Source organism: Pseudoalteromonas sp. Isolate3, from assembly GCF_022398505.1.
GTDB classification, from domain to species: Bacteria; Pseudomonadota; Gammaproteobacteria; order Enterobacterales; family Alteromonadaceae; genus Pseudoalteromonas; species Pseudoalteromonas apostichopi.
Genome location: NZ_JAKEVN010000001.1, coordinates 1 through 19,238, shown reverse-complemented (window position 1 = coordinate 19,238; position 19,238 = coordinate 1). Strand labels below are relative to the sequence as shown.

Annotated in this window: 18 protein-coding genes and 1 riboswitch; of the genes, 8 read left to right on the top strand and 10 right to left on the bottom strand. The window is 40.8% G+C overall.

Annotation, left to right across the window (positions count from 1 at the left end):
- The first annotated feature begins 26 nt into the window (after nucleotides 1–26).
- Entirely contained in the window at nucleotides 27–1,136 is a 1,110-nt protein-coding gene (locus tag L1D46_RS00090) for a tRNA nucleotidyltransferase (protein ID WP_239976501.1), read from the top strand.
- On the opposite strand, the gene L1D46_RS00085 is transcribed toward L1D46_RS00090, so the two are convergent.
- From L1D46_RS00085 to L1D46_RS00070, 4 genes are all read right to left on the bottom strand, one after another.
- The gene (locus L1D46_RS00085) at nucleotides 1,124–1,645 is read right to left on the bottom strand and encodes a DUF1566 domain-containing protein (RefSeq protein ID WP_130050676.1); all 522 of its coding nucleotides are present in this window, start codon (nucleotides 1,643–1,645) and stop codon (nucleotides 1,124–1,126) included. The two genes, L1D46_RS00090 and L1D46_RS00085, sit on opposite strands and share 13 nt — an antisense overlap.
- Nucleotide 1,646: 1 nt before the next feature.
- Nucleotides 1,647–3,320 carry a DUF1566 domain-containing protein gene (locus tag L1D46_RS00080; protein WP_239976500.1) on the bottom strand — a complete coding sequence of 558 codons (1,674 nt, stop codon included), beginning with the start codon at nucleotides 3,318–3,320 and terminating at the stop codon, nucleotides 1,647–1,649.
- 83 nt (nucleotides 3,321–3,403) lie between these two features.
- Complete coding sequence (locus tag L1D46_RS00075) at nucleotides 3,404–3,736, bottom strand: hypothetical protein (protein ID WP_167658540.1); 333 nt, start codon at nucleotides 3,734–3,736, stop codon at nucleotides 3,404–3,406.
- A 33-nt stretch (nucleotides 3,737–3,769) separates the two neighbouring features.
- Complete coding sequence (locus L1D46_RS00070; protein WP_130050673.1) at nucleotides 3,770–4,477, bottom strand: DUF2982 domain-containing protein; 708 nt, start codon at nucleotides 4,475–4,477, stop codon at nucleotides 3,770–3,772.
- 241 nt (nucleotides 4,478–4,718) lie between these two features.
- Between L1D46_RS00070 and L1D46_RS00065 the strand changes: the two genes are divergently transcribed.
- The 3 genes from L1D46_RS00065 to msrA all read left to right on the top strand — a co-directional run bounded on the left by L1D46_RS00065 (nucleotide 4,719) and on the right by msrA (nucleotide 9,491).
- The gene (locus L1D46_RS00065; protein WP_130052251.1) at nucleotides 4,719–5,771 is read left to right on the top strand and encodes an efflux RND transporter periplasmic adaptor subunit; all 1,053 of its coding nucleotides are present in this window, start codon (nucleotides 4,719–4,721) and stop codon (nucleotides 5,769–5,771) included.
- A gap of 3 nt (nucleotides 5,772–5,774) precedes the next feature.
- On the top strand, nucleotides 5,775–8,873 hold the full coding sequence (locus L1D46_RS00060; RefSeq protein WP_130050672.1) for an efflux RND transporter permease subunit: 3,099 nt from the start codon (nucleotides 5,775–5,777) through the stop codon (nucleotides 8,871–8,873).
- An 84-nt stretch (nucleotides 8,874–8,957) separates the two neighbouring features.
- On the top strand, nucleotides 8,958–9,491 hold the full coding sequence (gene msrA, locus L1D46_RS00055) for a peptide-methionine (S)-S-oxide reductase MsrA (protein ID WP_130050671.1): 534 nt from the start codon (nucleotides 8,958–8,960) through the stop codon (nucleotides 9,489–9,491).
- Between the two features lie 147 nt (nucleotides 9,492–9,638).
- Here msrA and L1D46_RS00050 read toward each other — a convergent pair whose 3' ends face one another.
- The 3 genes from L1D46_RS00050 to L1D46_RS00040 all read right to left on the bottom strand — a co-directional run bounded on the left by L1D46_RS00050 (nucleotide 9,639) and on the right by L1D46_RS00040 (nucleotide 12,721).
- Nucleotides 9,639–11,492, bottom strand: a complete 1,854-nt coding sequence (locus tag L1D46_RS00050) for a TonB-dependent receptor (protein WP_239976499.1) — start codon at nucleotides 11,490–11,492, stop codon at nucleotides 9,639–9,641.
- Between the two features lie 33 nt (nucleotides 11,493–11,525).
- Nucleotides 11,526–11,680, bottom strand: a riboswitch (cobalamin riboswitch).
- A 175-nt stretch (nucleotides 11,681–11,855) separates the two neighbouring features.
- The gene (locus L1D46_RS00045) at nucleotides 11,856–12,095 is read right to left on the bottom strand and encodes a hypothetical protein (protein ID WP_130050669.1); all 240 of its coding nucleotides are present in this window, start codon (nucleotides 12,093–12,095) and stop codon (nucleotides 11,856–11,858) included.
- A gap of 143 nt (nucleotides 12,096–12,238) precedes the next feature.
- On the bottom strand, nucleotides 12,239–12,721 hold the full coding sequence (locus L1D46_RS00040; protein WP_063703177.1) for a YajQ family cyclic di-GMP-binding protein: 483 nt from the start codon (nucleotides 12,719–12,721) through the stop codon (nucleotides 12,239–12,241).
- 157 nt (nucleotides 12,722–12,878) lie between these two features.
- Between L1D46_RS00040 and L1D46_RS00035 the strand changes: the two genes are divergently transcribed.
- Both L1D46_RS00035 and L1D46_RS00030 read left to right on the top strand, forming a co-directional pair.
- On the top strand, nucleotides 12,879–13,229 hold the full coding sequence (locus tag L1D46_RS00035) for a VanZ family protein (RefSeq protein WP_130050668.1): 351 nt from the start codon (nucleotides 12,879–12,881) through the stop codon (nucleotides 13,227–13,229).
- Complete coding sequence (locus L1D46_RS00030; protein WP_239976498.1) at nucleotides 13,222–14,115, top strand: 2-dehydropantoate 2-reductase; 894 nt, start codon at nucleotides 13,222–13,224, stop codon at nucleotides 14,113–14,115. The genes L1D46_RS00035 and L1D46_RS00030 overlap by 8 nt, the downstream gene beginning before the upstream one ends.
- 93 nt (nucleotides 14,116–14,208) lie before the next feature.
- On the opposite strand, the gene thiI is transcribed toward L1D46_RS00030, so the two are convergent.
- Together thiI and L1D46_RS00020 are read right to left on the bottom strand one after the other, a co-directional pair.
- Nucleotides 14,209–15,666 (bottom strand): tRNA uracil 4-sulfurtransferase ThiI, encoded by a 1,458-nt coding sequence (thiI, locus tag L1D46_RS00025; RefSeq protein ID WP_239976497.1) that lies wholly within the window; start codon nucleotides 15,664–15,666, stop codon nucleotides 14,209–14,211.
- A 108-nt stretch (nucleotides 15,667–15,774) separates the two neighbouring features.
- Entirely contained in the window at nucleotides 15,775–16,428 is a 654-nt protein-coding gene (locus tag L1D46_RS00020) for a TetR/AcrR family transcriptional regulator (RefSeq protein ID WP_130050665.1), read from the bottom strand.
- 217 nt (nucleotides 16,429–16,645) lie between these two features.
- On the opposite strand from L1D46_RS00020, the gene coaD reads away from it, so the two are divergent.
- Together coaD and L1D46_RS00010 are read left to right on the top strand one after the other, a co-directional pair.
- Nucleotides 16,646–17,128, top strand: a complete 483-nt coding sequence (gene coaD / locus L1D46_RS00015; protein ID WP_130050664.1) for a pantetheine-phosphate adenylyltransferase — start codon at nucleotides 16,646–16,648, stop codon at nucleotides 17,126–17,128.
- The gene (locus L1D46_RS00010; RefSeq protein WP_239976496.1) at nucleotides 17,125–18,501 is read left to right on the top strand and encodes a capsule assembly Wzi family protein; all 1,377 of its coding nucleotides are present in this window, start codon (nucleotides 17,125–17,127) and stop codon (nucleotides 18,499–18,501) included. Before coaD ends, L1D46_RS00010 begins: the two co-directional genes overlap by 4 nt.
- Before the next feature lie 10 nt (nucleotides 18,502–18,511).
- Here the strand turns inward: L1D46_RS00010 and L1D46_RS00005 are convergent, their stop codons facing one another.
- A complete protein-coding gene (locus L1D46_RS00005; protein WP_239976495.1) occupies nucleotides 18,512–19,045 on the bottom strand; it encodes a hypothetical protein in 534 nt (177 codons plus the stop codon).
- Nucleotides 19,046–19,238: the final 193 nt, after the last annotated feature.

Here is a 19,238-nt window from a genome sequence, read left to right as displayed (position 1 = left end):
CCAAAAGGCAAAATTAGAGGTGTTTTATGCAGGTTTATTTAGTCGGTGGCGCAGTCAGAGATGCCCTACTTGGTCGTGACATTAAAGAGCGTGACTATGTGGTGGTTGGCGCAACGCCTGAGCAACTTATTAGTCAAGGCTATCAACAAGTTGGTAAAGACTTCCCGGTATTTTTACATCCTCAAAGTAAAGAAGAATACGCGCTAGCTCGCACCGAGCGAAAACAAGGCCAAGGCTATAACGGCTTTATTTGTGATTTCGCGCCGGATGTGACACTAGAGCAAGACTTAATTCGCCGAGATCTCACTGTAAATGCCATTGCACAAGCTGAAGATGGCAGCTTAATTGACCCTTTTTCTGGCCAACAAGACTTAGAAAATCGCTTACTTCGTCATGTTTCTGATGCCTTTAGTGAAGATCCATTGAGAATATTACGGGTAGCCCGTTTTGCCGCTCGTTATCATTACCTAGGTTTTACTATTGCTCCAGAAACCAAAGCTCTTTTAATTGATATGGTGAAGGCGGGTGAACTTAACACTCTCACCGCTGAACGAGTGTGGTTAGAGTGCGAAAAGTCTCTCAGTGACGGTGCATTTAGCGAGTTTCTAAATGTGCTTGCTAGTATTGGCGGTCTGCATGTCGTAAGCGCGGAGCTTGAAGAAAAGTGGTGCGATGAGCTTTACAACACGCTACAAGCACGCTTTGCCTATGCTAATAAACTGCAAATTAATGACATTGCAGTGTTATTCAGTCAAGTCACCTTATCGCTTTCAAGTGACGAGATAAATACCATTGCAACTAGCATACGCTTACCTAATGAAGTACGTGATTTAGCGCTATTTAGTCAAATACATCAAACAACGTTAAGCGCAGAAAAACCGACTAGCGAGGCTATTTTTAGCAGCTTTAATCAACTTGATTTATGGCGTCGCCCAGAACGCTTTGAACAGGTATTAAAGGTTTTAGAGGTTAGTCATCAACAGTCAGTTGCCTGCTATGAGTCAATAATAAAAGCAGCAGCGCAAGCGCGTGCAGTTAATCCGCAGCAGTTTATTGCGCAAGGTATTAAAGGGGCAGAAATAAAAACCGCGCTTGAGCAAGCGCGGTTAGAGGTTATTAAAAATTACTTTTCGTAGCGCACCAAACGCAAATAAACATCAGATGTTTTTGCATGAAGGCTATTTATGCCTTTATCAAATTGATACACCCAAGCAAGATCAGTGCGACTGATCCCTGAAGTGCTACTCCAATAGTTTTGCAGCTTAGTTGATAAAAACGCCGTTTCGTTAATACTAGGCTGCACACAACTGTGCTCTAAAATGCTTGCTAACTCCTTAACATTTGGCACATGCCAATCGCTGTAATCAGCAAAGGTTGCATTTTCAGCCCCGCGCAGTGCCTCACCCCAGGTAAGTTGCTGGCTGGTCCCTTCACAGGTATCCGTTTCACTATTATAGCTTTGACCAAATGTACAACGTTGCCACATAAGGCCCGTTGCGCTGTCGCTGACTGTACCATCTTCGTTAATCACAAAACGGCTATCAGGGGTGGTCTCTGTGACGGCGTTATAACATACTTGCGCTGCGACATAACCCGATTGCAAAGCAATAACGGTAAGTGCGGTAATTAAAGGTAACTTTCGCATATTACTCTCCCGGCGTTCTGACTAAGCGCACAAAGGCGGTGTTATTTTTGGGGTACGCTAAATCATTAGCACTACTCATATCAATAATATAGGCCTGCGATAGACTTGTACCATCTGCCGCTGTTTGTGAGGTCCAATATGGCATAAACGAACTGCTACTAGTACTTAGCTGAGTATCACTAGGCTGATTAGGGAAAAAGTCTGTATTAAGTAACGTAGACTCACCTTGTTTGGCATAATCTAATAGCCCTAATAATTCAGTGTAAGTGGGCACACGCCAGTTTGTACCACCGCAAAAGTCGCGGCTATTTACATCATCAATATAAGTTTGCAAGCCACAGTTACTAGTACTTGGGCATGAAGAGCCCGCAGCCCCTTGTACACTGCCAGTTTGCACTCCAGTTGAACCATTTAGATACCAAGTATAATGATTTGATCCAGCACGCTCGGTGGTTGACGGTGGCAATGTTGAACTTGCTTCTTTCACTTCCCATATAAGCCCTGTCACGTTATCGCGTACGCAGCTAAAGCGAGTAGCATCATCAGGTAGTTCATCGGCAAATTCATTCATTTTCGTAAAATCAAACGCCAAGTCACCCTGACCAACTTTATCGAGTTGATTTGCGACGCTGTCACGACCTATATCAGCGTCTTGGCTTGGAAAGTCTTCGCTGTCACAATTAATTTTTTGTGAGTTGTTGTAGCAATCACTCATGCCGGTATCATTAATTAAACCCAGAGGTTTTGGGCTTATATCTATAATCACAATATCCGTGTCGCTACGTGATTTACTGTCTGTCACGGTAACTTCAAAGCTCAGCTCTGAATCGGTATCAACATCAGGAGCGACGAAAGTTGTGATACATTGGTTCTGGTTTGCCAAAGTCACTGTTTCGCCTGTTAATTGCTGCCAAAAACATGATTTTGTTGCCGTCACGATTTCACTATTGCTAGCATCAAGCGTCACGGTATCAAACTCGATAACTTGCTGATCAACGCCCGCATCAGCAATAATTACTTCAACCGTTTTATTTAATGTAAACGACGCTTCAGTACTTGCTGAACCACCTTCATCGTCGGTTACAGTCAAGCGCCAAGTCATCGCTGTATTTGATTCAAGTAGTGGGTGAGTGAAACTAATGGTTTGCTTGTCGTAACTATCAGCCGTTAATTCAGGACCATCAAGTTGAGTCCATAAGTAGCTATCAACCGAACCATTTTCATCGATATCAGCAGACTCTTCGCCACTTAATGTAATCACATCATTGTATTGTGATGGTAACTCTTCTGGCGCGGTTTGAGTGATCACTGCAACTGGCAGTTGATTATTAGAGGTAATAAAAATACTAACTTGATCGGAAACAAGTTGCCCATCAGTTTGATAATTTACTTTTAAAACAAGTTCAGAGTCGAGTTTAATATCAGGAGCGGTAATGGTTTGTTCTGCGCCTTCAGCTGGAAAACCTTCTACTGCTGGGCCACTGACTCGCTCCCAGGTAAAAGTGCCATCTGCTGGAGAGCCTTTGGCAGAGACAGTAAATTCACTTTTTTCAATAATTTGCTGATCTGAGCCTGCATTAACTGTTGCTGCAACTGGATTCGAATCACTCGAACCTCCGCCGCCACAGGCTGTTAATGTCGTTAATGCAACTAGGGTAAGAGGCACTAATCTCATGTTTACCACCTTAAAATGCAAAGTCGGTCATGGCCGACTGCCAAATAAGCTAATAATAAGCAATTAAAGTGCCAGACTCGGGTTTATAAATAACTTTCTTGATGGATACGAACGAAAAGCTTTGTACCTACTTTACTGTAATCGACTTTGTATTCTCTGCCATCGAGGGCTTGGATAAACAACAAACGTTTTTCTTCTGCAAATACATCAGGGCTTGCTACATACACCATCTCTAAGTAGCGCTCTTTGGCTTCACGACGGTTTTTTGGCAGGTCTTCTTTAAACGGCTCTAAACCATTTTGAGTAACTTTAATGCGTGGGTGATTCTCACCATTCACAACCACTAAGTCGAGTTTTTTATCTTTGTGTATTATTGTGTTTCGACCGCTTTTAATAAAAGAACGTTCTTGACTCATAGTCTTATCCTGCTACTTACTGCACCTAACTGCTTACTTTTTCTGTAAACGCGCCTCAATAAACTCATTAGGATTCAGTTTCCAACGATTTAAATCAGCACTAAATTGCCAAATATCAACATCAAGAACATTGGCTGGCAATAATAAATCGTATCCTGTTAATTGCCTTAAATGCTGCGTACGATTAGCAAACATGGCAATCAATCCTTTGTAAAGCTGACCACTAGGGGCAGTGTAGTCCGTCTCTTCTATTAACCATTCTGATGGGCAATCACCATTTTTGCAATATTTTTGAATGACTTGCATAAATAAATGACGTTGCTCTATCAGTAATCGTCCAGCAATTCTCGGGGAAATCTGAGTTAAAAATTCATCTATGTTATTGAGTTTAATACCAACTGCGTTTAACTCAAGGTATTCTAAGCCTTGTTCCACTTTTGGTATACCACTATGATGAAAATTAGCACGATTTAGCTGCCAATTCCCAATTTTATGATGATAAATAAGTAAATTCTGAGTAAATGTTAGGCTAAAGTATGGTTCTTGAGTTTTTAAAAAGCCAATAAAAATTGCGGCAATACAGGTTGTTGCTAAAAAAATCTCAACAATGCTAATTTCACCGGGCCTCAATAAGTTAACCAACATAATAATGATTAACCCAATACCGCCAACAATTAAAAACTCGCTGCCATGGCGAGATGCTTGAGCACGCACTTTGAGTGCAGGAAGTTTCTTATCCATATACTGAAAAGTAAAAAATAAACATCACAATTGTGACCAAAACTATCTTTCTAAGCGTTAAACAATAATTACACTTTGGTTCTTTACCCATACTAAAACCTCTCTTTTAGTCACAATAAAGGAACAAATTAGCCGAACTTTTAACTTTTACGCCAAATGCACAAATTTATGAGATACCTGACATACGGGGCACGTACTAATTTTGTACACTACACTCAACTAATTTTCTGGTAACACGATGATGTATTCTACACAATCTGGTAAAGCACTTTTTCCTTTTATTATTACCCTTTTACTTGGGTTATGTATTTATTTGTATTTACCTTCAAGCCAAGGGGAGCAAAGCAACTTTGGCAACCGTGCAACACAAGTAACAGCGCACACTGTTACAGCCGAGGAAAATGCAGTACTCATTGAAGCAATTGGTAGCGCTCGTGCTAACCAAGCGATTTATATTCGCAGCGCGCAAAACGATTATGTTACCGATATCTTTTTCAATGATGGCGACTTAGTGAGTAAAGGTCAAAAACTAGTTCAATTGCAATCTCAAGAAGAAGAATTAGCAGTAAAAGAGCTAAGTATTAATTTACGCGAAGAACGCCGCCAACTTGAGCGCCTCACTGAGTTATCTCGCTCACAAGCGACTGCTAAATCATTACTTGAAGAGCAATTATCGCGGGTTGACGCAACCGAAGCACAACTTGAAAGTGCTAAAACAAAGCTGGCAGAAATGACCATCAAAGCGCCATTTTCTGGCTTGCTAGGCAAGCGCGAAATTTCAATTGGTACTTATGTTAGCAATACAACAAACATTACCACACTTGATGATATCAGCATTATTAAGGTCGACTTTAAAGTGCCAGAAAAATACCTAGCTCAGTTGCAGCTTGGTATGAAAGTGATGACGCAAAATGATGCCTACCCAGAAAAAACCTTTAACGGTAAAGTGACCCACATTAGTTCTCGTATTGATTCTATAACACGTAGCGTTGAAGTAACTGCAAGCTTTATTAATAAAAGTGGTTTATTGCGACCAGGCATGTTGCTGAACACGGCGTTAGAGTTAAGTTCAAACCAAGCGCTAATGGTGCCAGAGAAAGCCGTAATCCCTCAGCAAGACAAACACTATGTGTTCCAAATTGAAGATGGCGTTGCTAACAAAGTAGAAGTACATGTGGCAGGTCGTCACAATGGCTGGGTAGCCATTGATAAAGGCCTTGAAAGTGGTCAGCAAGTTGTGACTGAAGGCATTATTAAGATCCGTACTGGCAGCAAAGTAAGTATCAAGGGCTAAACCATGAAAATTACTGATACTAGCGTTAAACGCCCGGTCTTTGCGATCGTAATCAACCTGTTATTACTTACCTTTGGTTTGGTGGCATTTTCTATGCTCCCACTGCGAGAATACCCGGATATTGAAACACCGATTGTCAGCGTTAGCACTGATTACACTGGTGCCAGCGCAGAGATTATTGAAACCAAAATCACCCAAGTACTCGAAAACCGCATTTCGGGTATCGAAGGCATCAAAAGTATTAATTCATCGAGCCGTAATGGTCGCTCAAATATCACCATTGAGTTTAATATCAGCCGTGATATCGATGCTGCATCAAACGATGTACGCGAACGTGTAGCCCGTGCCCTAGATAGCTTACCTGAGCAAGTTCGCCCGCCAGAGGTATCTAAATCAAACAGCGATGAAAGCCCAATTGCATGGTTCGTACTAAACAGTACTACCATGGATTCATTACAGTTATCTGATTATGCACAACGCTTTATTGTTGACCGATTAGCCGTTGTTGACGGTGTCTCAAACGTGCGTGTTGGTGGTGAACGTAAATACGCAATGAAAATCTGGTTAAACCGTAAAGCGATGGCTGCACGCGGTATAACCAGTAGCGATATCGAAAACACGTTACGAACTGAAAACGTTGAATTACCCGCTGGAGAAATCGAGTCTATCGACCGTGATTTTACAGTACGTACCGCCCGTAGTTATAAAGATCAGCGAGACTTTAGAAACTTGGTTATTAAACGTGGTGAAGATGGCTATTTAGTACGTTTAGGTGAAGTGGCTGATGTTCACTTAGAAGCCGCTGACGACGAAAGTCTGTTTCGCGGTAATGGCAGAAATATGATTGGCTTAGGCATTGTAAAGCAGGCCAAAGCCAATACTCTTACCGTCGTTGATAATGCCCGCGCAGAACTTGAAAAAATCAAGCGTAACCTGCCAGAAGGCACAACCATTCAAGACAGCTATGACTCATCTATTTTTATCAAAGAATCAATTGATGAAGTATATAGAACGCTTGGGATTTCAATGGCACTGGTTGTATTGGTTATCTACCTATTCTTAGGTAATATTCGTGCAACACTGGTACCTGCAGTCACGGTACCAGTAGCGCTAGTTGGTAGCTTTATGTTCTTGCTTGCTATGGGTTACTCAATCAACTTACTGACTCTATTAGCTCTCGTTCTTGCGATAGGTTTAGTCGTAGATGACGCAATTGTAATGCTTGAAAATATTCACCGCCGAATAGAGTTAGGTGAACCGCCTCTTCTTGCTGCGTTTCGTGGTGCCCGTGAAGTTGGCTTTGCGATTATCGCCACTACGCTCGTACTAATTGCAGTCTTCGTACCGCTGGTGTTTATGGATGGCCGTATCGGCGCACTATTCACCGAATTTGCTATGGCAGTAAGCGCCGCAGTGTTCTTCTCTAGTATTACAGCCTTAACCCTTTCTCCGGCACTTTGCTCAAAAGTACTGAAGCCATCAGAAAAAGAAAGTAAGTTTAGCCAGTGGATGGATAGAACATTTAACAAAATTGAAAACGCCTATCGTAATTCACTTACTTCAAATATGAGTCGTAAGTGGAGCTTACTACTAATGATGATTTTGGCTGGTGTTGCCAGCTTTATGCTATTTCAAAAAGTGCCATCAGAGCTGACGCCAAAAGAAGACCGTGGAACATTCTTTATTATGATGAGCGGCCCAGAAGGCGCTAGTTATGAGAATAATGCGGCTAACATGGCAAAAATTGAAGAGCGTTTGATGCCTTACTCTGAATCTGGTGAATTAAGTCGCGTGCTTATTCGAGTCCCGGGTTGGGGTGGTCAAGGTGGCGTGGCTATCATAGGAATGGCTGATTGGGATAAACGCAAGCGCTCAACTTGGGAAGTAATGGATGAAATTAGCGGTAAGATGACGGAAGTGACCGACGTACGGGCTTTTGCGATTATGCGCCGTGGTATCGGTGGCGGTGGTTCATCACGCCCAATTGAGTTTGTATTGCAAGGTAACGATTACGATCAACTAGCTGATTGGCGAGACCGTATTATCCAGCGTGCAGAGAAAAACCCTGGTTTGGTGAGAATCGACCATGATTACAAAGAAACCTTCCCGCAGTTTTTAATCAACATTGATAAAAACAAAGCTGCAGATTTAGGTGTTTCTGTATCTGATGTAGGTCGCACGCTAGAAACCATGTTAGGCCAACGTCGCGTAACGACCTTTATCGACCGCGGTGAAGAATACGATGTAATTTTAAAAGGGACCAAAGAAGATTTTGCTAACCCGACTGATATTTCAAATATCTACTTAAAATCACGCAGTGGCGAATTGGTTCCGCTAGATAGCTTAATTAGTTTAAAAGAAGAAGCCACTGCGTCTCGTTTGAACCGCTATAACCGTATGCGCGCAATTACGTTAAGTGCGAATTTAGCAGATGGCTATACCTTAGAAGAAGCGCTGAACTTCTTAAATCAAGTTGCGGCTGAAGAAAATGACATAGACGGTGCAATTGACTACAAAGGTGAATCGCAACTATTCTATGAAGGCGCATCAGCAATGACCTATGTATTCATTCTTGCACTAACTGTAACTTTCTTAGTACTTGCAGCCCAGTTTGAAAGCTTCATTCACCCGTTTGTGATCATGCTTACCGTTCCGCTTGGTTTAGTCGGCGCATTATTTGGCTTATGGTACACAGATCTCACTCTGAATATTTACAGCCAAATTGGTATCGTAATGCTAATTGGTTTGAGTGCGAAAAACGGTATTTTGATTGTTGAGTTTGCTAACCAACTACGCGATAAAGGCGTTGAGTTTGACGAAGCGATTACTCAAGCAGCTACGCAGCGTTTACGCCCCATTATCATGACCTCACTGACCACTGTAATGAGCTCGGTACCGCTAGTACTTGCAAGTGGCCCAGGTGCAGAAAGCCGTATGGTAATTGGTGTGGTGGTATTTACTGGTGTTATTGTTGCAACCTTACTTACCTTATTCGTAGTACCTGCAGCATACAGTGCGCTAGCCAGAAATACCCAGTCGCCTGAGTACTTACAAAGCAAGTTAGAACAACAGGCAAAAGATAAGCCGTTAGAAGAAATTTAAACGAGTTTAAGATGTTACAAAACGCCGTCTTTACGGCGTTTTGTTTTTTCAGCTATAGTCAGCAAAAAGGTAAGGAAGTTAAATATGGATAACAACATACAAATAGCTACTTTTGGCGGCGGCTGCTTTTGGTGTATTGATGCAGCATTTAGACGTGTGAAAGGAGTACTTAATGTCAGCTCTGGCTATGCTGGCGGCGAGATTGAAAACCCAAGTTATCAGCAAATTTGTACTGGCTTAACAGGTCATGCCGAGGTTGTTCAGCTTGATTTCGACAGCAGTGTTGTGAGCTATAACACCCTACTTGAAATGTTCTTCACTTTACATGATGCCACACAGTTAAACCGTCAAGGTAATGATGTCGGCACGCAGTATCGCAGTGTGATTTATTATCATGATGAACAACAAAAAACTGAGTCACAAGCCATGATTGATGCTTTACAAAAGCAAATTCGTGAACCCATTGTGACTGAACTCAGCCCTCTATCAAACTTTTATCCTGCAGAGCAGTACCACCAAGACTATTACAATGAAAACCCGAATCAAGGTTATTGCAGCATACTTATTGCCCCAAAGCTTGCTAAGTTCGAGCAATATTTCGCTGATAAACTAAAATGAAAAAAGCCCGCTAAGTAGGTAGCGAGCTTTTAGACGCAGAACTAATAATGAAGCTGAGCTTGTTTTTACTTATACAAATGACATGAATGGGCAAATTAATGTCAATTACTCGCTTTAAGCAAACAGCTCAGTTGACCTTAAAGGCTATTAGAACTGATAACGGGCACCTACAAACAGGCGACGCTCAGCCGTGTTGTAGTAATAAAATTCGTCATTGATAAAGTCACCATCTAAATCAGTGCCATAGGCATCAACGGCGTTGTACTCTTTATCGAATAGGTTTTCTATTCGTAGTGACACAGTTAAGTTGTCAGTCGCTTGGTAGTGACCTACTAAATTCCATAATGTATATGAAGGTAAGTGCGTTAACTTACCATCACGATCACCACGGTATTGCATATCGATACCGGCATCAAAATCACCCCATGCTTTGTGCAATGACCAATTCACACTGTGATTTGACACATAGGTGAGTGACTGACCTGTTTGTGTATCTTCCGCTGAAAGGTAGGTAAAGTTAAAGCTATGATCAAAGCCAAATACTTGGTTTTTAAAACTAAACTCAACACCTTCGTGGCGAGCTTCGTTTATATTGGTTGGGAGCCATTGCCCTGATGCATTTGGTGCCCAAGCGATTTTATTGTCGATTTCGCTGCGGAAAATCGCAATATCAAGACTAATATCATTCACATTGAGTGATAAACCAAGCTCTTGGTTATCTGATGTTTCAGGGTTTAACTCTGGATTACCTGAGCCTGGGTAATATAGATCATTAAATGTTGGAGATTTAAAACCAGTACTTTGACTAACACGGAATGTGGCGATGTCATTTAAGTGATAGCCTACAGCTGCAGTGTATGTTGTTTCATCACCAAACTGCTGATCATCATCTTGGCGAACTGTCAGGTTAGCGAGTACTTGTTCGTCATCATAATATGCACCAACAAACACAGCGAATACTTCACGGCTGTCTTTTAAGTATGTACCTGAGTTAGTGTTCACTTCATCTTTATACCAGTTCAAACCGCCACTAAGAGTCAGTGCTTGATTGAAAAAGTATTGGCCATTGTAATCGATTTGCTCACGCTCAGTTTCAAACTTATCAACCACCGTTGCACCAGTGTAATCAATACGTGAGTCATCTGAACTATCACTTGATATGGCAATATCGATGGCATGGCTGTGTTTTTCGAAGGCTTTTTTCCAACCTAATGAAGCTTGGTAATTTTCGAACTCGCCTTTTTCTATGGTACTGTTTGCTGGGCTATAAGCACTGTCGTATTTGGCTTCGCCTTCTGAGTACTGTGCTTGAGCTAAAAATTCACCTAATTGCTCATTTTGATAACCTAGATTAAAGCCAAGGTTTTTGTTTTCGTAGCCGTCTTCATCTGGCGCTAGACCTTGAAGAACATCAAAACCATCTGTTTTTTCATAACCAGCATTAACAGCAACATCAACACCCGCAAACTGACCACCCGTCGCTACTTGGTACGCTTGATAAGAGTCTGAGCCAAAAGTCACGTCTAAGGTCGTGTTTTGTGCTTTACGCGTAATGATATTAATCACACCTGCTAGCGCATCAGAGCCATATACAGCAGCACGTGAGCCTTTAATTACTTCAACACGCTCAATACTGTTTAAAGGAATATTGCTAATACTTTTATAACCAAGTGTTGCAGAGCCTGTACGTACACCATCAATTAAAATAAGCGTATGACGAGAGCTTGCACCACGTAAAGAAACACCTGAGCTTTGCCCAAAACCACCATTAGCATTAATTTGAAAGCCTGCTTGAGTCGCCAGTAAGCTTGGTAAGTCACGCACATAGCTTGCTTCAATATCAGCACGGTCAATAACAGTGACACTGGCTAATACATCATTAATTGATTGTTCGAATTTATTGGCAGTAACTGTGATGTGCTCTATTGATTGCTCGTCAGCAGATACAGAAAAAGATAACGCAGCAGCAACCGCTACGCATAACGCAGATTTATTTAGCATGATATCCCCTAGCCTGTGCCCACCGCACACGCGAATAGTAAGTTAATTCAAGGCCGGTCTCCGGACTCTGTACATGCATGGCATATACATTACCGTTGCGGGGGCAGTGTTGGCATTGTTTTCTCCCTGAAAACGCACCGACTTCCCGATTATCTTGCGACTATTTCACCCTTTGAAATTTAACGTATCTGAAGATACAGCAAGCACCTCGAAAATAGGCCGTTATTGTGATGATTTTGGGGAAGAAAGTCAATGGACGGCTATACTTCTAAAGCAAAGCTTTAAGCCTAAAGCTTCAAGCTGTAAGTGGAGTCAGATCAAAAAAGCCAATCAGCATGGTGATTGGCTTTTATAAAACAATGATTACCAGAAGTACTCATGAGGTTTTGAATTTCCTAACGGAAAAACAATTCCTTCTGGGTCAGCACCATTCAGCACAAGCTTGCAAAGAGCTTTATTTAAGCGTCTTCTTGGCTTGGTCATCGTCATTTTCACCCACCAACTTGGTGTTTGTTGGTAAAAATAAGTACTGTGTGGGCCTGTGTATTTTCTGTTTATTTTACCGTGTTTATTACGGTCAATTGTTTTGTTCTTTACTGACATAAATATCCTCTAGCTGAAAATAGCTAGAAGATATCTTTTTCTCTGTAACCTAATATTCGTCTCAAAATACGCTCCTTGTAAAGTTCAGAAACTTGCAGGTTTATAGCTTAAAACCTACAGCTCAAAGCTATAAACACAAAGTATTAATCGCGGAAGTTTTTGAACTGGAATGGTTGACCTAAATCAGCAGTACGAACAACTTGCATTGCTTCTTGTAAATCATCACGTTTTTTACCTGTTACACGTAATTCTTCACCTTGAATAGCGGCTTGTACTTTGATTTTTGAGTCCTTGATTAATTTAACGATTTTCTTCGCAACGTCTTTTTCAATACCTTGCTTAAGCGCAACGTCACGCATTACGTATTTACCACTACGCGACTCATCTCTTAATTCTAAGCTAGATACATCTAAGCCACGCTTTGAAATTTTCGCAGCAAGAATGTCAAAAAGTTGCATAACTTGTTGTGGTGCTTCTGCTTTTAACTTGATTACTTTATCACTTAGTTCGATTGATGCATCAACACCACGAAAATCAAAACGCGTCTCTAGTTCACGCTTTGCATTATCTACTGCATTCTGCGCTTCGTTCATTTCTACTTCAGAAACAATATCAAATGAAGGCATGGGGTTCTCCTAACATAGTCTTTTTTAAATTCATTTATGGTTGGCAATTATAACGCTTATTTGTCGATTCTTTCTATTTTTATCCGATTTGTTCAGGTGCGATGCAAAAATTGTTTGATATACTGACCATTCAATTTCGGCATTTTTAGGGTTTATTGTGACAAGGCGTGTTTACCAAGTTATCTTTTTAGCCAGCATTATTGGCTTTACAATTTTATTTGCCAAAGAAATTAAAGGGGTGAGCAACCTCTTTCCACACGTAGATAAAGTGGCGCATTTTGGTATTTTCTTTGTACTGGCTATGGTGATGGACAAAGCCTTTAAATTGCCTCTTTTGGTGCAAATTTTACTATTAGCCGGATATGGTGCGGCCATAGAGTTTATGCAAGATATGCTGCCTTACCGTCAAGCTTCGGTTGGGGATTTTGTCGCTGATTTTATCGGTGCTGTAAGCTATTTTATTATAAAACTTGGTTTTCATGTAGGTAGTAAGCAACGTAATGGCTAACATATTAATTGTTGGCGACGGTGCGATTGGCTTGTTATTTAGCCATTTTTTATCTGCACAACATGACATTACATTACTGACCCGTAAGCCAACCCTGACCACGCGCTTTTATCAAGCCAGTAATGGTAAATCACATCCAATTAAAGCTCGCCTTATTCACCACAAAGAGCTTAGTCAATTCGCCCCCTTTGACTTAGTATTAATCACAGTTAAAGCATTTCAGGTGCAAGCTGCCTTTGGGCAAGTAAAACCTTACCTTAGTAAAAAATGCCAAATCGTTATTTCTCATAATGGTATGGGTAATGTTGATGAAGTTAATGCCCTGTTGTTAGACTCTCAAGGGTTAGCGTTTTTAACAACGCGTTTAGCTGGCTTTAAAACAACGCCTTATAGTGTGAGCCATACTGGTAATGGCGAAAGCGTGCTGGGTGCTTGCAATAACGCTGCTAGTGGAAAGCTCAATGAGCTAAAGCAGCAGTTTAGCTATTTACCACACTTTTCTGTTAGTGATGATATCCACTCATTGCGTTGGCAAAAGCTGTTAGTGAATATTGCCATAAACCCGTTAACAGCGATTCATAACATTAAAAATGGCCAATTACGTGCACCGCAATTTAGTACTCGTATCATTAACTTGCTCAATGAAGCATGCCTTGTTGCCAATAAACAAGGTGTTGACGTAAAGCTTAGCGAGGCACTGGACCAAGCCTATTCAGTGATGACGGCAACCGCTGAAAACTTTTCTTCTATGCAGCAAGACATCAGCCATAATCGAGAGTCTGAAATTGATGCAATTTGTGGTTATGTGTGTGAACAAGGCGCTAAATTAGGCGTAAAAACACCTTATAATCAAGCAATGCTTAGCATGATAAAAATAAAAAGTTAGCTAAGGGAAAGAGTAAAGTTACTAGCTTTCGTTTCTCGCAATTATTTTCGGCATTAAAAAAGCGCGAACATGTCGCGCTTTTATCACTATCCCTTACGGGCGATACACTTTTACGTTGCTGTAGCCTTCTTCGTGAAGGATCAGCGCTTGTAGCTGGCTCATCACACCTTTAGCACAATATAAGTAATATTCTTTATCTTTTGGTAAGTCACCAAATTTAGTCGCTAAGCGGAAGAAAGGTAAATGAACAACTTCAATACCTTCAAGCTCTAATGGATTTGCATCTTCTTCTTCAGGTGAGCGAATATCAACAACAACTGCCCCCTCTGGTAAGTCAGATACAGACTCAGCTTCTTTCACTTCTTCTTTTGCTTCGGTGTCGATATCGCGAACATCCATCACACGGGCATTCTCAACAACCGTATTTAGCACGTCGAAGTCAAACTTAGCTTCTTCAGCAAGAATCGTTTTGATTTTTGCTTTAACTGTTGGCTTCTTAGAAATAACACCACAGTACTCAGGCATGCTTTCTGCCATTTCAGCCGTACCAATTTGACGTGCAATATTAATAATATCTTGTTTATCGTGTTGGATTAACGGACGAATAATTAAGGTTTCAGTTACACGGTCAATAACACTTAAATTAGCAAGCGTTTGGCTCGATACCTGACCAATGCTTTCACCAGTTACCAGTGCTTGTACACCTAGCTTTTCTGCAACTTGGCTACCTGCACGCATCATCATACGTTTAAGAACAACACCCATTTGGCTGTTTTCAACGTTTTCTAAAATTTCAGCGACTACAGGTTCAAAATCAACCGTAACGAACTTCACTTTATGAGTAGAGCTAAACTGCTTCCAGATGTAGTAACTCGCTTGCTTAACACCGATTTCGTGAGCCGCACCACCTAGGTTAAAGAACAAGAAGTGAGTACGTGCACCTTTACGGATCATTTGATAGCTTGCAACACCTGAGTCAAAGCCACCCGACATTAGCGATAGTACATCTTCTTGTGTTGGTAGCGGGAAACCTGCCATACCGTAGTGAGTTTGAGTAACGATATAAGCTTTATCATCACGCACTTCTAAACGAACTGTCACCTCTGGGTGCGATAATTTAACGCGTGCACCTTCAACATGCTGGTTTAAGCCACCACCTACGTAGCGCTCTACATCGCTTGAGGTGAAATCATGCTTACCTGAACGTTTACAACGCACACAGAATGTTTTGCCTGCAATGGTATGACCGATTAGTTCAAGTGCTTTTTGGTAAATATCGTCGATTGAGTCGAAGTCTGTTTCTGTTACTTCAATAAACTGTACGATACCTGGAATGCGTTTTAAGCCATCGATAATATCTAAGCGAACTTGCTCAGAGTCTAGCAAACTGACAACAGAGATATTATCCCAGTTGTTTCTTACCTGAACTTTTTCGTCAACGCGACGCAAAACGATCTTAATATTATTTTCTAATAACTTGGTAAAACGTTTACGAACAGATTTACTCTTGATCGCGATTTCAGGGTGTAGTTTGACGATAAATTTAAGCATAGTTCACTCTTAGACTGTGGATTTCACACGCCCCAAGGTTAAGCAACCTCAAGGGCGCGCGATTATAACAAAAATTATAGCGTCTAGGAAATAAACTGCTTTGCGGGATTATTGTTCGCTTTGCTCTGTTTCAGCAAGGGCTAAATACTTAGCTCTTAATTGGTTAACTTGCTCTAGATGTTGCTCTGTGCAATGAGCTTTTAATAGCAGTAATACTTTTAAAATACCGTTATAAATATCAGCTCTGGCAAGTTCACCACTTAAGCGGCGAGCTTTGATATAAGGCGTCCAAAAGCTCACAGTCATTTTAAGCATATGCGCAAGCTCTGTAACATCTTCGTCTGCAATGCAAATAACACCGCCTTCACGTAATGCAAAAAGTACATCTTTAACTTGCTCTAAAAGCTCAGTTTGAAACGCAATGTAGCCTTTTTTCAGCTCTTCATCACGAGATAAAATATCGCCTAAGTTGTCGTAGAAAAACTGAAAGCGCCACATTTGTTCAAACAACGAATCAAGATAACCCGCTAGGTTTTCAAGCGCATCGTCATCAGGAGTCAGTGGCTTGAAATGAGTGTGTAGATGGTCGCTGTACAAAGCAAATATGTGACGAATAATATCTTCTTTATTTTTAAAGTGATAATACAAGTTTCCTGGGCTTATCCCCATATGCGAGGCGATATGGTTGGTTGTTATGGCACGCTCACCGTGGCGATTAAATAACTCAATGCTGGTGTGTATGATTTTGTCCTTTGTGCTCATAGCCTATTTACTCTGTTTTTTATGATTATTACGTTCCCCAGCCAAGCAGTATAAACAAATGCGTGGCAATTAAATACTACCTTGAAAAATAATAACCTCAATCGGTTTACTACCTTATATAGGTGAAGGTTCCTAATCCGATACGCGTATTTTCTAAGCTGCATAGTCGAGAAAACACTGTTAATATAGCAGGCAAATTTATAAATCGCTGATAGTTATGAACGTTACTGCAATCTATCCGGGTACCTTCGACCCCCTTACAAATGGCCATACCGACTTAATTCATCGAGCTGCAAAAATGTTCGAAAAAGTTATTGTTGCTATTGCACATAACCCTAGTAAGCAGCCGTGCTTTACACTCGATGAGCGTGTTGAGCTTGCCAATAAAATCTTAGCGCATCTTGATAATGTAAGTGTGATTGGCTTTTCTGGCTTATTAGCTGATTTAGCTCGCGAGCATAAAGCCGAAGTACTTATTCGAGGTATTCGTGCAGTGTCTGACTTTGATTATGAATTTCAGTTAGCAAATATGAATCGTCGACTAAATCCAGATCTAGAAAGTGTATTTTTGACACCTGCAGAAAAAAATTCATTTATTTCATCTACTCTAGTCAAAGAAGTAGCACGCCACAATGGTGATGTAAGCGAGTTTGTTGACCCTATCGTAGCCAAAGCACTACAGGAAAAAATTCACGGATGAAATTAAAAAAGTTCATTAGCTTAACTGCATTACTAATGTGCTCTGCGCCAAGTCTTGCAGAACCATGGATAGAAAGCGACGACCCTTTACTTCGCGCTTCAATCGAAATGCTATTTAACCAAGGTGTCATAAAACAACCTATTAATAGTTACCCCTTAATGTGGCAAGGTATTGCACGTGATCTAAACATTGCAGATACCAGTCAACTTGATGAGCAGAGCTTATTTGCTTATCAGCATGTTAAGCATGCCCTTGATAATGCAAAACAAAAGTCGAGCTCAGGCATTCGCCTGAATTACAACAGCGAACCACTAACCCAGCAAGGGTTTGGTAAACGCCACCAGCAAGAAAGTGGCATAAATAGCTATGGTTCTATCACAGGGAAGCGCGTAAGTGCTAAGGTCAGTGTTAATTACGCCGATGATGCACTTGATAAACAACATGTGACCTATCAAGATAGCTATTTAGCAGTTTTACTAGGTAATTGGTCAATCAGTGCTGAACAAGTAAGTCATTGGTGGGGGCCAAGTAACGATAACGCCCTACTGCTATCAAATAATGCCGCGCCAATGAAAGGCCTGCGATTTACGAGAGCGAATACGCAATATGTAGGCCCAAGTTGGTTATCGTTTATCGGTAACTGGCAGTTAACGGGTATTTACGCCAAACAAAAGCCATTTCTTAATAATTCCGAAGACGGTGACTTTTGGGCGTTAAGGTTTGCAAGTACACCATTAACAGGGCTTGAAGTTGCTATTAATAGTGCAGGCTCTGACTATTTAACTAACCTAAAAATTGACCCTGTTACCCTTGAGAGCATCGAATCAAAACACCGATTAACCAGTTTAGATGTAAAGTATTCTACAACTCTAATGACGCAGCCTGTTGCCTTTTATGCTGAAGTTATGGGTCGAAATAAAAGCGGTTTAGCACCGAGCGAGCCATTCTATACGCTGGGTGTTGAAAGCTACTTTGGTTCAACAGAGGATTTACTAAAGAGTTATTTTGAATACTCAAATACAGAGCAAACTTGTGAGCAAATTAGCGATTGCGTATATGGCTCTGGCAGCTATACACAACGCTCACGTTTACTTGGCAGCTCAACACCACTGCAAAGTAAATCTGCTATCCTTGGTGCCTATTACCACACTTTAAATGGCTATGGTGGCCATGCAAAGTTACGTTGGATTGAAAGCGAAACCACACACGCTGAGGTCGCATCTGAGATGAGTCAGTTGCAGTTAGAGCTCGGTTATCAACAATCTATGTTTAATGGTTTGTGGAAAGTGACAGGGCTTATTTCAAAAGATGAAATAGGTGATGAGTCAGAAACAAACACAGCCCTTAGAACCAGTTGGGAATACCGTTTCTAACGAATTGAGGTCAAGCCGCTTCAGCTTGGCCTTGAACTTTCCGATAAAGCTTAACAAAACCCAGAAAATCTTTATTACTGAAAAGTGCAATAAGCATCATTGCATCCATAATATTGACAGTAACTGTATAAAAACCCCATAACCACCACTCTTCTGTATTCTCGAGTATATTAATATCTATATACATACTTATGAAAAGAGCACTGTTAATTAGTAAGCCTATTATCACATAAAGTTTTGCTGGGTAACTATTGATAGACTTATCTTTAGTAATCAACAGTATTGCACCAATACAAGTTAGATCTAGAGCTGTCCAGACTACATAAGCAGTTGCATAACTCATCGACTCAATCTGGAAAGTAGCTGAGGTTAGTGGATCGGATGCTAAATAAGACAAAAATATTGTTAGCGAAATCCACATTAAAGTTTTATCACCATTGGGAACTATTGACTTACTGACCATGTTATATAGGAAAGCCATCAGAAATCCCCACATAATAAAAGTTGCTAGATAAGCACTCACATACTTATGAAACTCAGCCAAAACTATTCACCTTTTCTTTTGGAAAGTTCACACTTACTGCACGATGAAGCTTTAGAAAATCCTTATTGAAAAGCAGTATTAGAATCATAGTTACATCTACAGTATTTACGCCAAATGAGTACAAAGTCCAAAGAAACCACTCTGATTTATTCTCATAAATGAAAATATCTATATATATGGATAACATTAGTAT